This window comes from Limosilactobacillus sp. C0001E2 (genome assembly GCF_056590915.1).
Window position 1 is genome coordinate 38,400 of the sequence record NZ_JBWPXC010000005.1, and the last position, 14,200, is coordinate 52,599.

General features: G+C 41.7%; 11 protein-coding genes. All 11 read right to left on the reverse strand.

Annotated elements, in window-relative coordinates; all coding sequences use genetic code 11:
- Positions 1-17: 17 nt before the first annotated feature.
- Positions 18-788, reverse strand: a complete 771-nt coding sequence (locus AC1EKL_RS06450) for an amino acid kinase family protein (protein WP_480189406.1) — start codon at positions 786-788, stop codon at positions 18-20.
- 28 nt (positions 789-816) lie between these two features.
- Complete coding sequence (gene asnB / locus AC1EKL_RS06455; protein ID WP_480189405.1) at positions 817-2,691, reverse strand: asparagine synthase (glutamine-hydrolyzing); 1,875 nt, start codon at positions 2,689-2,691, stop codon at positions 817-819.
- 116 nt (positions 2,692-2,807) lie between these two features.
- Positions 2,808-3,761: a riboflavin biosynthesis protein RibF gene (ribF, locus tag AC1EKL_RS06460; protein ID WP_480189404.1), complete on the reverse strand. Its 954-nt coding sequence runs from the start codon at positions 3,759-3,761 to the stop codon at positions 2,808-2,810.
- Between the two features lie 8 nt (positions 3,762-3,769).
- Positions 3,770-4,669 (reverse strand): tRNA pseudouridine(55) synthase TruB, encoded by a 900-nt coding sequence (gene truB, locus AC1EKL_RS06465; RefSeq protein ID WP_480189403.1) that lies wholly within the window; start codon positions 4,667-4,669, stop codon positions 3,770-3,772.
- Positions 4,670-4,743: 74 nt separating this feature from the next.
- Complete coding sequence (gene rbfA / locus AC1EKL_RS06470; protein ID WP_006915833.1) at positions 4,744-5,106, reverse strand: 30S ribosome-binding factor RbfA; 363 nt, start codon at positions 5,104-5,106, stop codon at positions 4,744-4,746.
- 11 nt (positions 5,107-5,117) lie between these two features.
- Positions 5,118-7,433, reverse strand: coding sequence for a translation initiation factor IF-2 (gene infB, locus AC1EKL_RS06475; RefSeq protein WP_480189402.1), 2,316 nt, complete (start codon positions 7,431-7,433; stop codon positions 5,118-5,120).
- 4 nt (positions 7,434-7,437) lie between these two features.
- Complete coding sequence (locus tag AC1EKL_RS06480) at positions 7,438-7,755, reverse strand: L7Ae/L30e/S12e/Gadd45 family ribosomal protein (RefSeq protein ID WP_480189401.1); 318 nt, start codon at positions 7,753-7,755, stop codon at positions 7,438-7,440.
- On the reverse strand, positions 7,748-8,044 hold the full coding sequence (gene rnpM / locus AC1EKL_RS06485; RefSeq protein WP_480189400.1) for an RNase P modulator RnpM: 297 nt from the start codon (positions 8,042-8,044) through the stop codon (positions 7,748-7,750). Before rnpM ends, AC1EKL_RS06480 begins: the two co-directional genes overlap by 8 nt.
- A gap of 19 nt (positions 8,045-8,063) precedes the next feature.
- Positions 8,064-9,221 (reverse strand): transcription termination factor NusA, encoded by a 1,158-nt coding sequence (nusA, locus tag AC1EKL_RS06490; RefSeq protein ID WP_480190253.1) that lies wholly within the window; start codon positions 9,219-9,221, stop codon positions 8,064-8,066.
- Positions 9,222-9,240: 19 nt separating this feature from the next.
- Positions 9,241-9,720 carry a ribosome maturation factor RimP gene (gene rimP / locus AC1EKL_RS06495; protein WP_480189398.1) on the reverse strand — a complete coding sequence of 160 codons (480 nt, stop codon included), beginning with the start codon at positions 9,718-9,720 and terminating at the stop codon, positions 9,241-9,243.
- A gap of 110 nt (positions 9,721-9,830) precedes the next feature.
- Entirely contained in the window at positions 9,831-14,177 is a 4,347-nt protein-coding gene (locus tag AC1EKL_RS06500) for a PolC-type DNA polymerase III (RefSeq protein ID WP_480190254.1), read from the reverse strand.
- Positions 14,178-14,200: the final 23 nt, after the last annotated feature.

A 14,200-nucleotide genomic window follows, 5' to 3' on the forward strand; every position in this document is an offset into this window, starting at 1 on the left:
CTTCCTTCCTCAATGGGTTATTTAATTAATCTAGAGCTGCCAATAATTGTACAACCCTGTTCTGTAACTCGGTAGGTCGACCGAACACGGAATGGAATCTCCGCGTTCATTGCAATTTTGACTGCTCGTGGATGAACAACCTTCGCCCCATTTTCCGCCATTCGGACCATTTCAGTGTACGTCAAAAAGGGAATTACCTGTGCACTGGGATCTTGCTTGGGATCTTTGTTCATTACCCCATTAACATCCGTAAAAATATCAACAAAACAAGCATTCAAGGCTGCCCCAATGGCCGTTGCTGATGTGTCTGAACCACCACGGCCTAACGTGGTAACATGCCCATCGGTCGTGACTCCTTGAAAACCAGCCACAATTACAACATCCACCGTTTGAAAAGCCGTGAGAATGGCCGTTGGATCAACATGATCAACTCGCGCGCTTTGGTAATCATAATTGGTTATGACCCCTGCTTGCGCTCCGGTCAAACCAACAACCTTCATTTTTCTTTGACGAGCTTGATTAACCATAACCGACATTGAGATCAATTCACCAGTTGCCATTAGCTGGTCCAACTCTTGGGCGGTTAGTTGGGTTTGATGATTTTGACTAACTAAATTCAATAGCGAATCAGTCGCATATGGATCACCCTTACGACCCATTGCCGAAACAACCATCACAACTTGATATCCTTGATCAACAGCAGCCTGAACATGGTCCAGTGCTAAATCTCGCACAGAATGGTTTTGCACAGAGGTTCCACCAAACTTTTGCACAATAATTTTTCCCATTTTCCGTCCTCAATTTAATCCATTCAAATTAGAATGGAAACTTAAAACTAGAATCTGCATTGACAATGTATTGTTGATACCAGGTCATAAACGTCAAAATCGTCCAAATCTTCCGTGAATTATCACGAACTCCCTTGCGGTGATCTTCCAATAATTGTAAGAAGTATTGCTTATTAAAGAACTTGTCCGTTGGCGAATCAATAATTGTTTGACGTGCCCAATCATACATCTCATCCTTTAACCAGAACCGAATTGGCACTGGGAAGCCCAGCTTCTTCCGGTGGAGCACGTGACCAGGAATAACATCTTCCACTGCTTTACGCAAGATCTGCTTAGTGGTTCCATCCTTGATCCGTAAATGACTTGGAATTTGTGAAGCCACCGCAAAGACTTCTTTATCTAGAAATGGCGTCCGTAATTCAAGACTATGCGCCAAGGAAGTTCGATCGGCATTCCGAAGCAAATCACCATTTAACCAGGCATGAATATCAATGAATTGCATCTTTGTAATTGGATCATACTGTTGAGCTTCTGCATACCAAGGCGCCATTGTCTTTGCATATGAATGCTCATCATTATAATCTTTAAAGAAGCGCTTCTTTTCTGCTTCATTGAAGATAAAGGCGTTTCCAACATACCGTTTTTCTAATGGAACGGTTCCCCGCATCAAGAAGGATTTACCCTTCATTCCTTCTGGCATTAGTTTACTAATTGCGTGTAGCGCCCCATTCAGTGGCTTAGTGTACTTGAATGGGCGTAGTGAAATCGGTTCGTGGTAAATAGTATAACCACCAAATAATTCGTCAGCTCCTTCACCAGTCAACGCCACTTTAACTTGTTCCCGAGCAGTCTTAGTTAGGAAAAACTGTGGAACTGCTGCCGGGTCAGCCAGTGGATCGTCCATTGCCCACACAAAGTATGGAAAAGCCTTCATAAATTCTTGCGGTGTAATCACATGGCTATAATTTTCTACCCCAAGAACATCCGCGGTCTCTTGTGCAACGTCTAATTCACTGTACCCTTCACGTTGGAAACCAACTGAGAAGGTCTTTAAATTATCATTAAACTGCTTCGCAATCGAAACCACAATGGTGGAATCAATACCACCAGATAAGAAAGCCCCAACTGGTACATCTGAACGCATGTGGATCTTAACGGAATCAAAAAGAACATCCCGGACTTCCTTAGCATACTCTTCTTCTGTTTTTTCAACTGGATGAAAAGTCGTGTCATAGTATCGTTGCAACTTCAATGGTTGACCGACCTTTTTGATTAACGACATCCCAGGTAGTAACGCTTTAATATTTTTGGATAACGTTTCAGGTTCTGGAACGTATTGAAACGTCATGTAATCCTGTAATGCGTCATGATTGAATTCTTGTTCACGCAAAACCGGATACAGAGCTTTTTCTTCTGAACCATAGAACAATTGGTCACCAACTTCTGCATAGTAGAATGGCTTAATACCAAATTGGTCACGTGCCGCAAACATCGTTTTTTCTTGACTATCCCAGATTACAAATGCAAACATTCCGCGGAAATGTTTTGGCGCATCCACACCCCACTTATCATAGCCGGCGAGGATCACCTCAGAATCAGAATCGCTATTGAAAGTGTAACCATCCGCTTTTAGTTGGTTACGTAATTCAATATAGTTATAAATTTCACCATTGAACGTTAACATGTACCGTTCATTATCATAGGGCATCGGTTGGTGACCAGCCGCAGTTAGATCAATGATACTCAACCGCCGAAAACCCATTGTAATATTATCGTCCTGGAAATAACCAGCATCATCCGGTCCCCGGTGAATAATCATATTATTCATTGTATGAACAGCATCGTTCATTCGTGCCGCAGAAGCGAGCTTTTTATCAGATAATGCACCTGCAAAACCACACACAGGAAATCCACTCCTTAATCTCTTTTTCTCGTTAGTATTAATTTTCGTTTTTTAGACCAGTCTTAATAGTAGCAAAAACCGTGTAAAAATCAATCATTCAGTTTGGATCTTACAATTTATTTTAATGGTTGCTGATTTAAAATTCGGCAACTTGCCACCTGATCTTTTTTCAGTTGTTCAACTAGATCATCAACACTAGCAAACTTAACTTCGTCTCGTAAGTGTTGTACCCATTGTACTTGGACATGCTCACCATAAATATGGCGTTGAAAATCAAAGATGTTGACTTCAATTGTCTTATTCGTTTGTTTACCAAAAGTAACATTATAGCCCACACTAGCCATCCCGTTAAACCATTGGTTTTGCACTTTTAAGCGGACCGCATAGACACCAACTGCGGGAGTTCGTTCATTTTCCGGCCATTGAACATTGGCAGTCGGAAAACCAATCGTCCGTCCCCGGGCAAATCCATGAACAATGATTCCAGAAGTCGTATATTGATATCCAAGTAATTGATTAGCATTGGTCACCGCTCCCCGATCAATTAACTGACGAATTGCTGTTGAGCTGACCTTAGTCTCATCGTTGTCATTAGTTAACTTGCTAACCGTCTTAATAGCAAAGCGGCCTTGAGCATACTCTGGTAACTTAGCCATATTTGCAATCTCTTTGGGGCCGTATGTATGATCGAAACCAGCAACGACCGTGCTTGGTTGAAACTTCATAATTACTTCATCAACAAACGTTTGGGGAGCTAATTCACCAACCGTTGATGTGAAATCCATGACATAGGCAACATCAACCCCAAATTCTGCCAATAAATGTAACTTTCTATTTAATGGCGTCAGGTACCGAACTGGCTGGTCCAGCTGTTTAAAGACGATTGCTGGTAATTTATCATAAGTTAAGACCGCTAATGGTTGATTCTGTTGTTCAGCGATTCTCTTTGCCATCGCAAGAACTTGTTGATGACCACGATGAACACCATCGAAGAACCCCATGGCTAAAACTACCGGTCCCTGCACAATCTTCGCTTCATCTACTGGATACTTCAACCGAATCTCTTTCATGTCGTCACCTACTTCACTGAAATCATGGTTGCCGGTTTATAATTGACGCCCACTTTTTGATAAACTGCTTTTGCTTGCCCATCGTACAGCAAAACAATTTCCCTTTCAGAATGGTGTAAGTCTTGTGCCTTCAGCCAACCACCATTTTGTACTAACCGCCACTGTTGCGCGGTTAACGTAATCTGTGGGTAAGCCTGGAGGACAAAACGCGGAGGATAAATGTAATTTTCAATTGTATTGTTATTCACTTCATCTTCCACGTCCGCTAAACTCAACGTTTGATCTAATTCAAAGCCGCCACTTTGTAACCGGGTTAACGAGGCCATCGTCCCTGGGTATCCCAACTGTTTTGCCAAATCAACCGCTAAAGTTCTCACATATGTCCCCTTTGAACAGTGTACCTCAAAACGAATTCGTTGTTGTTGCTGCTCTGAATCATAATTGGACGCCAATAGCTTAAATTCTTTAATGGTGATGATTCGCTGTGGACGCTCAACCGTTTTATCAGCTCGGGCATATTCATAGAGTCGTTTGCCATTAACCTTCACTGCAGAATACATGGGTGGCGTCTGCGTAATTTCACCAGTCAAATGCCGCATTGCATCCTTAATCCGTTGATCATCGATTGGCTTCAACACGGCTTGGCGGTCAACAACTTCACCATCTAAATCTTCAGTTGTGGTAGCTTGACCGATCAACACTTCTCCAGCATAAACTTTCCCTGAAGCCATCAAGTACGGCACTAATTTTGTTGCTGTACCAATACAAATCGGTAGAACCCCACTCACATTTGGATCAAGAGTACCAGAATGACCGATCTTTTTAGTATGCAAAAGTTGGCGAAGACGCCGAATGCAATCAAAGCTGGTCATTCCACGTTCTTTATAAAGTGGTAGTACGCCATTCATCGCTATTTCTCCCTTCTGCAAATCATAAAAAAGCTCCAAAGCCCGGCGAGCCGAACTCTGGTGCCTTATTTAAATTATAGTTGATCTTCTCGATGTAGTTTCCTTAGCAATTCATCAATCCGGTTTCCATAAGCAATCGATGGATCCCGTTCAAATTTAATTGCTGGAGTTTTAAAAATATTGAGCCGTGCACCCAGTTCCTTACGGATTAAACCAGTTGCCTTATCCAATCCTGCTTGCGCTTTTTCACCATCAGAGGCTTTATCAGATAAAAGACTGTAGTAAATGGTTGCTTGTTGCAAGTCACCAGTAACATCCACTCCGGTTACCGTAATGTCTTGTACGCGAGGATCACGAACTCGTTTCAGAAGAATATCATCCACTTCTCGTTGAATTTCTTGAGCTAATCGTTCTGGTCGATAACGTTTATTCGGCATTGTGCGCCTCCTTACTTAACAGGAATTTCCTTCATTTGGTAAGCTTCAATGACATCGTTTTCTTTAATGTCATTGTAGTTTTGAATCGTCAAGCCACATTCAAAACCAGCCTTAACTTCCTTAGCATCGTCTTTAAACCGCTTCAGACTACCTAATTCACCATCATAAATAACAACACCGTCACGAATCAAGCGTACTTTAGAATCTCGGGTAATTTTTCCAGTGGTGACCATTCCACCAGCAATTGTCCCGACCTTGGAAGCCTTGTAGATCTGCTTAACTTCCACTTCACCAATAGTTTCTTCCTTGTATTCTGGTTCAAGCATCCCCTTCATGGCGTCCTCAACTTCTTCGATCGCCTTGTAGATAACTTGGTGTAGTCGAATATCAATGTTATTTGAATCGGCCATAGATTTAGCTAGTGGCGTTGGCCGAACATTAAAGCCAATGATAACCGCGTTTGAAGCTTCGGCTAACGTGACATCTGATTCACTAATGGCACCAACAGCCTTGTGAATAATATCTACTCGAACTCCATCAACATCAATCTTTTGCAAGCTCTGTGCCAAGGCCTCAACTGATCCTTGAACGTCAGCTTTGATGATAATTGGTAAGGTCTTCATTTGACCCTTCTTCATCGTATCAAAGAGATTATCTAGAGTAACGTGTGAAGTCCGTGCTCGTTCTTCTTCTTGAGCCCGCTTAGCCCGTTCTTCACCGGCTGACCGCGCAGTCTTTTCGTCTTCAAAGACAACGAACCGATCACCGGCTTGTGGAACATCATTTAATCCGGTAATTTCAACTGGCGTTGATGGTGTTGCTTTCTTAATCTTACGTCCATTTTCGTTATTCATGGTCCGAACTCGACCGAAGGTGTTTCCAACAACGATTGGATCTCCAACGTGCATCGTCCCTTGTTGAACCAGCAAAGTAGCAACTGGGCCTCGACCTTGATCTAACCGAGCTTCAACTACAGAACCTGCAGCACGTTGCTCAGGGTTAGCCTTTAGTTCCATCATTTCTGCTTGCAAAAGAATCATATCCAGCAATTCATCAATATTCTTATCGAACTTCGCAGAAATCTTAACAAAGATGGTGTCACCACCCCAGTCTTCTGGAACCAGACCATACTCTGTTAATTGTTCCGTAACGTGATCTGGGTTGGCACCTGGCTTATCGATCTTATTAACCGCGACAATAATTGGCGTCTTAGCTGCCTTCGCGTGATTAATTGCTTCGATCGTTTGAGGCATTACACCATCATCAGCCGCAACTACAAGGACAGTAATATCAGTAATGTTAGCACCACGAGCCCGCATTTCGGAGAAGGCCGCGTGACCTGGGGTGTCCAAGAAAGTAATTAATTGATCATTGTAACGAACTTGGTAAGCCCCAATCGCCTGAGTAATTCCTCCTGCTTCATGCGCAGTAACGTGCGAATGACGAATCTTATCCAGCAACGTGGTCTTACCATGGTCAACGTGTCCCATTACTGTGACAACTGGTGGCCGCGGAACCATGTGTTCTTGATTCTTTTGTTCATCATCAAAGAACTTATCCAAGTCGGCAATATCTTCTTGAATCTTTTCCTTAGCTTCAATTCCGTAGTCAGCCGCTAAGATTTCAATTGTATCCTTATCAAGAGATTGGTTTTGGTTAACCATTACCCCAAGCATGAATAACTTCTTAACAATTTCTGCTGCAGAACGGTGCAGAATCTTTGCTAAGTCTTGCGCATTCATTCCTTCAGTGTATTCTAAGACATCAGGCAATGGACGATCTTTCCGTTGAGTTGGTTGCTTTGGCGCAACATTCTTCATCCGTTGATTATTACGGTTCTTCTTATTACGCTTCTTATTCTTTTTACCATTACCAAACCAATGGGCACGGTTCTGGTTGTTTCCGCCACGTTGATTATTATCATGACGATTATTCCGTTGTTGTTGATTATTCTTCTTAACAGAATGTTGATTGGTATTCGCGGTTGGCTGCTGACCTTGCGCATGCTTCTTGTTTGAATCACCATGATGATCATTGTTAGCTACCTTTGGTCGCTGTTGCGACTTTTGCTTAGGTTGACTATCCTTCTTTTGTGGAGCATGGTTCTGGGTAACATCACGATGTTGCTTTACCGCACTACCATTCGATTTTTTCGCTTTTTGGTTGTTACCACCCTTAGCAGCTTGCCGCAATTTGGCAGCTTGATCGGGCGTAACGGAGGACATGTGACTCTTAATGCTCATTCCTTGATCGTTAGCAAGCTTTACTAACTGTTTACTTGGCATCTTGAGCTCTTTAGCTAATTCATAAATTCGTTCTTTGGCCATATGCTCACTCTCCTTCGTTTATTTGCTTGGTTAATTGTTGGAATTTCTTGGCGAATCCGCTGTTATTGATTGCCACAACTGAACGGGCTTGACCGATTGCCTGACTAATTTCCTGTCGACTAAAGACATCACAGGATGGAATCTTATAGAAAGTACACTTATCGGTAAACTTTTTCTTTGTACTAACCCCTGCATCACTAGCAATAAAAACAAACTGCGCTGTCTGATGACGAATTTGATTTAATACTAATCCTTCTCCAGTGGTCAGTTGGCTAGCCCGGCGGACTAATCCTAATAACTGTAAAATTTGGTGCTTAATCATTGCCAAATAACTTTTGCCGCGCTTGAGCATGATCAGCATATTTGATTAATTCATCATAGAATTCATCATCAAGAGTCACATTAAAGGCCTTATCAAAGGTTCGCTCTTTTTTGGCTTGTTCAGCAATTTTCACATCAACTGCAACATATGCACCACGACCCGGCTTCTTACCAGTTGGGTCTAGTGACACTTCATTTTCTTTATTGCGAACTACACGAATTAACTGTCGTTTAGGCATCATTTTGCCAGTCACAATATCTTTACGCATCGGTATTTTTCTCTTTTTCATTTTTTCACCCCGTTGCCTATTATTCGTCAGTCTCTAAAGAACTGTCTTCATCAAAGTCATCAGTATCAACTTCAGAAAGTGGCTTGATATCAATCTTATAACCAGTTAATTGAGCTGCCAGTCGAACATTTTGACCCCGTTTACCAATAGCTAATGATAATTGGTTATCTGGCACTATAACATTACACCCCCGGTGAACCCGTGGTTCACTTTCCTCACCATCAACTTTTGGTTGGTTTTCTTCAATTTCACCATTATTTTCATCAAAGATAACAGCCTTAACTTCGGCTGGGTTAAGTGCATTACGAATAAAGTCTTCTGGCTCTTCCTCGAACTTAACAATATCGATATTTTCACCGCCAAGTTGGTTCACAATTGTCTGTACTCGAGCCCCTCGTGGGCCAACACAGGTACCAACAGCGTCAACATTACTATCTCGAGAGAAAACTGCAACTTTAGCCCGATCCCCAGCTTCACGGACAATTCCCTTAATTTCAACAATTCCTTGACTGATTTCAGGAACTTCCTTTTCGAATAAACGCTTAAGTAAGTCGGGAGCGGTCCGGCTAACAAAGACCTGTGGTCCTTTGGTATCTTTTAATACCCGTGTAACGTAAACTTGAACATGGTCATGAGTACGGTAATGCTCATTTGGCATTTGGTCATGTTTATTCATGGCCGCTTCAACCCCACCAGTTAAATTAATGTAAATAAACCGGCTATCTTCACGCGCAACTTCACCATTAACCAGGTCATCCTTTAATTTATTGTACTTTTCGTACACGATTCGGCGTTCTTCTTCACGTAATTGTTGAAGAACCACACTTTTTGCAGTTTGAGCAGCAATCCGTCCAAAGTCATTTGGGGTAACTTCTTCTTTAAAGTCATCGCCAATTTCATATCCATGACTCACGTGCATTGCGTCACGTAAACTAATTTGTTCAATTGGGTTGGTAACCTCATCGACAACCTTTTTGGTTGCAAAAACTTTGAAATCACCAGTCTGTTCATCAATTTTTACTTCAACGTTAGCATTATTATCATCATAATTCTTTTGGTAAGCATTCGCTAAAGCATCCGTTAAAGCATTGACAATTACGTCTTTTTTGATGCCTTTTTCCCTTTCCAAGACATCCATTGCCCCTAACAATTCAGCTTTTTGTTTTTTTGTGCTCATAATTTATTTTGGCTCCTTTTTAAATTTTCACAGCTAAGCGAGCTTTTGCAACTAATTTTCGTGGAATCGTCAATGTTTTATGCCGAGTTTTATCAAGATAATCGATCGTTAATTCATCTGTCGTAACGGTCTTTAAATCACCTTCATAAACTTTTTTTCCTTCTAGAGCTTGATACAAAGAAAGGTGAACATATTCACCAATTGCCCGTTGATAGTCTTCTTCCTTCTTTAAAGGACGTTCTGCTCCTGGTGAGGAAACTTCCAGAAAGTAAGCTTGGGGAATCGGATCAGGGTCACAATTGTCCAGTGCTTCACTCAATTGATCACTAACGTTAACACAATCTTCCAATGTGATTCCGCCAGTTTTATCAATATAAACGCGTAAGTACCAACTATGGCCTTCCTTCACAAATTCAGTATCAAAAAGATAAAAATCATATTGATCCAAGATGGGTTGAACCAACTCATTAACGGTTTTAATTACATCCTTTGTACTCAAATTGTCACCTCCAATTAATTGCAATAAAAAGAGCGAGCATTGCTGCTCACCCCTTTCCGAAGTCATTTACCGTTATTAATAATAACATTAACCACGATAAAACACAAATTTTATAATTGATCAAATAAACTAAGTTGGTTTTGGTCAGGCAGGCCTTCGAGAACGTTATTAGCATCCATAAACTCAATAATGGTTTGAGAAACCTTCCCCCGTTCAGCCAGATCCTCCTTAGATAAGAATGGCTTTTCCTCCCGGGCAGCCACGATCTGTTTTGCAACGTTCATTCCTAATCCTGGAATAGCACGGAATGGTGCAATTAATGTCTTACCATCTATCAACCAGTTTGAAGCGTCTGACCGATCTAAATCAACCATCTTAAACTTGTATCCCCGTTCCAACATTTCATTGGCTAATTCAAGAATGGTCAACAAGCTCTTTTCCTTTGCCGAGGCATCATTACCCTTATCAGTAATTTCTTTCATTGCGGCTTTAACTGCGTTCTTACCACGCGACATCGCTACAACATCAAAATCATCTGCACGAACAGAGAAGAATGCACAATAATAAGTTAATGGGAAATAAACCTTGAAGTAGGCAATTCGCAACGCCATTAAAACATAGGCAGCAGCGTGGGCCCGCGGAAACATGTACTTAATTTTTAAACATGAGTCAATATACCACTGTGGAACATTGGCCTCGTGCATTTTAGCCTGCCACTCATCAGGAATTCCACGACCGTGTCGAACAGATTCCATCACCTGGAAAGAAGTTTCTGAATCCAGGCCGTAGTGAATTAAGTCAGTCATAATGTTATCACGACACCCAATCACGTTTGCAATCGTTGCAACACCATCCTTAATTAATTCTTGAGCATTATCCAACCACACTCCAGTTCCGTGTGACAACCCAGAAATTTGGAGTAATTGTGAATAGTTCTTCGGATGGGTATCTTCCAGCATTCCGCGGACGAATCGAGTTCCGAACTCTGGCAGCCCTAAAGTTCCCGTTTTAGAATTAATCTGTTCTTCAGTCACCCCTAAGGCCTTCGGACTAGAAAAGAGACTCATCACACCAGGGTCATCCATCGGAATAGTTTGCGGATTGATTCCGGATAAATCTTGCAAAGCACGAATCATTGTCGGGTCATCGTGGCCCAGAATATCCATTTTTAGAATATTGTCGTGAATCGAATGGAAATCAAAGTGGGTAGTTTCCCAAGCCGCATTTTGATCATCCGCCGGATACTGGACTGGAGTAAAATCATAAATATCCATATCATCTGGAATAATAATGATCCCGGCTGGGTGCTGACCAGTCGTTCGCTTCACACCAGTAGCCCCTTTAGCAAGTCGGTCTTCTTCAGCACCTCGAAATTCCTGGTCAGTATCTCGTTCGTAAGCTTTGACGTATCCATACGCCGTCTTATCGGCGACGGTACCTATTGTTCCGGCACGGAACACATTTTTCTCACCGAATAAAACCTTCATGTAATTATGGGCGATTGGTTGATAGTCACCTGAGAAGTTCAAATCAATATCAGGAACCTTATTTCCCTTGAACCCTAAGAAGGTTTGGAAAGGAATATCATGACCATCTTTGATCATTAACGTCCCGCACTTGGGACACTTCTTATCCGGCAAATCATAACCAGAACTGTACTCACCTTTGGTATAGAAGTGATTATATTGGCAATGTGGGCAACGGTAATGCGGAGGCAGAGGATTAACTTCAGTGATCCCTGAAAGAGTTGCCACCACACTGGAACCAACTGATCCCCGGGAACCAACTAAGTACCCATCCTTATTGGACTTGGCTACTAATCGTTGGGCAATTAGATAAATTACCGAGAACCCATTTTTGACAATACTATCAAGTTCCAATTTTACTCGATCGTAAACTAACTTAGGTAACGGATCGCCATACCACTTTTTAGCGGTAGCCCATGTCCGATCTTGGATTTCCTGTTCAGCCCCCTTCATGTGCGGAGTATACAGCTTATCCTCAACTGGGCTGATTTCTTGGTCGACTTCATCCGCAATTTTGTGCGTATTTTCAACCACAATTTGGTGGGCCAAGTCGGACCCCAGAAAATCAAATTCTTGTAACATTTCGTCTGTTGTTCTGAAATGTACATCCGGTCGTTTAGTTTTATTTAACGGATTGGCACCACCTTGCGAGTTAATCAAAATCTTGCGGTAAATTGCGTCCTCTGGATTAAGGTAATGGGCATCACCAGTCGCCACAACCGTTTTCCCTAATTCACCACCAAGCTTGATCATATTTTTTATGATTGATTCTAGATGCTGTTCACTTGAAATTACTTTTTGTTCTAATAATGGTGCATAATTTGGTTTCGGCTGAACTTCAAGATAGTCATAAAAAGCTGCTTTCTGCTTTGCTTCTGCGTATCCCTTCTGCATCATTGCTGTAAAAACTTCCCCATTCGAACAAGCAGACCCGATTAACAGGCCCTCGCGATACCGTGCCAATACACTTCGGGGAATCCGAGGAACCCGATAATAGTATTTAACGTTTGCTAACGAAACCAGTTTATACATATTTTTTAAACCAGCTTGGTTTTTAGCTAATAACGTCACATGGAATGGTCGCGCATGCCGATAAGCGCCATTGTCAGTCATATGTTTATTTAAATCGTCAACGTAAACCACTTGATACCGTTTTTCTGCATCTTTTAAAAAGATATGTAGCAAGTGTCCAGTAGCTTCAGCATCATAGTTTGCCCGGTGGTGATGTTCCAGTGATACTTTAAATTTCTTGCTTAACGTATTCAACCGATAACCACGTAAATCAGGATAAAGAAATCTGGCTAGTGGCAAGGTATCAATTACTGGCTGCGTAATTTCTGGAAGATGGTAGCGTCGATAACCGGTATTCATGAAGCCCATATCAAAGGAAACATTATGTCCGGCAATAATACTACCTGCACAGAAATCTTGGAACATCTTAAAGACTTCTTCTTCTGATTTTGATCCCTGAACCATATCATCAGTGATGCTGGTCAATTCAGTGGTCTGTTCGGATAACGGAAATCCGGGATCGATAAACTCATCGAAACGGTCTAACACTTTACCATCTTTCATTTTGGTTGCCGATAATTCAATAACTTTATCATAAATGGCAGATAATCCCGTTGTTTCAACGTCGAAAATAACGTAAGTACTATTTAGTAAATGCTCATGATTTTCGTTATAGACTAATGGAATGCCATCATCAACGACATTCGCCTCCAGCCCATAAATCATTTTAATATTATATTTCTGATGTTTACCGTCATAGGCAGCTTTATAGGCCTCCGGGAACCCTTGTACACCTGCATGATCAGTAATCGCAATTGCTGGTTGGCCCCATTTGATGGCCTGTTTAACATAGTCACTAATGGAATTGGTTGCATCCATTGTCGACATATTAGTGTGTAAATGTAATTCAATCCGCTTCTCATTTTCAGGAGCATTGTCTTGACGAACGGGGTGCGATACCACATTAATATCATACGCATTCATGGTCAGGTCCCGCATAAAGCTATCTTCCTGGACTGAACCACGAACTTTTACCCATTGACCTTCACTAATTGCTCCAAATTGTGCTTCATCTTTTTTATCGCGGGAAAACTTCTTAACAGCAAATGAAGAGGTATAATCCGTAATTTCTAAGATCATCAACTGACGGCCAGAGCGCAATTCCTTAACCTCTTTGGAGAAGACGTAACCTTCGACAATCACGTTTCGTTCCTCTTCGGTAATTTCGACCATTTGGGTGACATCAGCCTGTGGATTAATCTCTTTACCAATCCGAGCTGGTCCATCTACTTTCAAACTACTTGCTTCCTGTTTTTGTCGGTTTGCCTGATCTGATTTGATTTTTGCCAGTGCCTTTTTAACCAATGCTGCATCTGCTGCCTGCTGTTTTTCTTTTAACTCTTTAACCGTTGCAGCTGAAGCTGTTTGATCAACCACTGCATGGATCCTAAACGGAGCAAAACCTGCCTGCTGATAGGCCTGTTCGATCTTACCAAGAAACTTGTTAGCAACAAAATCTTTAACTTGGTCATTTTCCAAGGCTAATTCAATTCTGCCATTATGCTCTTCAGGCATTGTTTGTTCCGCAATTTCAAAGCCCATTCCCCGGTCACCAACTTCTTGTTGAGCCAGAAAGCGCCAATAATCACCAATTAATTTGGCATCATTGGTTTTGTCAGCTGTTTGAATTACTAACTGAACCCGGGCATTAGCCAGGCTTTGAAAACTCATCTGCAAACTGTGTAATAATCCGCGGTAGGTATCTGCCGGAACAACATGAGGAAGTTGTAAATGAATTTCCCACACACGTGATTTTTGATGAACAATCACCGTTTTAACCTGTCCATCAGTTAATGAATCATCCTGGTAGTTAATTTGCTCAAGTAATTTCTGAAATTTTTCTTGTGCGTTTAAGGCCACTGAATTTCCTCCTCAAAATTAAA

Coding starts and splice junctions, on each gene's coding strand:
- AC1EKL_RS06450 (WP_480189406.1), bottom strand. CDS start 788: ATGGGAAAAATTATTGTGCAAAAGTTTGGTGGAACCTCTGTGCAAAAC.
- ribF (WP_480189404.1), bottom strand. CDS start 3,761: ATGAAAGAGATTCGGTTGAAGTATCCAGTAGATGAAGCGAAGATTGTG.
- truB (WP_480189403.1), bottom strand. CDS start 4,669: ATGAATGGCGTACTACCACTTTATAAAGAACGTGGAATGACCAGCTTT.
- rbfA (WP_006915833.1), bottom strand. CDS start 5,106: ATGCCGAATAAACGTTATCGACCAGAACGATTAGCTCAAGAAATTCAA.
- infB (WP_480189402.1), bottom strand. CDS start 7,433: ATGGCCAAAGAACGAATTTATGAATTAGCTAAAGAGCTCAAGATGCCA.
- AC1EKL_RS06480 (WP_480189401.1), bottom strand. CDS start 7,755: ATGATTAAGCACCAAATTTTACAGTTATTAGGATTAGTCCGCCGGGCT.
- rnpM (WP_480189400.1), bottom strand. CDS start 8,044: ATGAAAAAGAGAAAAATACCGATGCGTAAAGATATTGTGACTGGCAAA.
- nusA (WP_480190253.1), bottom strand. CDS start 9,221: ATGAGCACAAAAAAACAAAAAGCTGAATTGTTAGGGGCAATGGATGTC.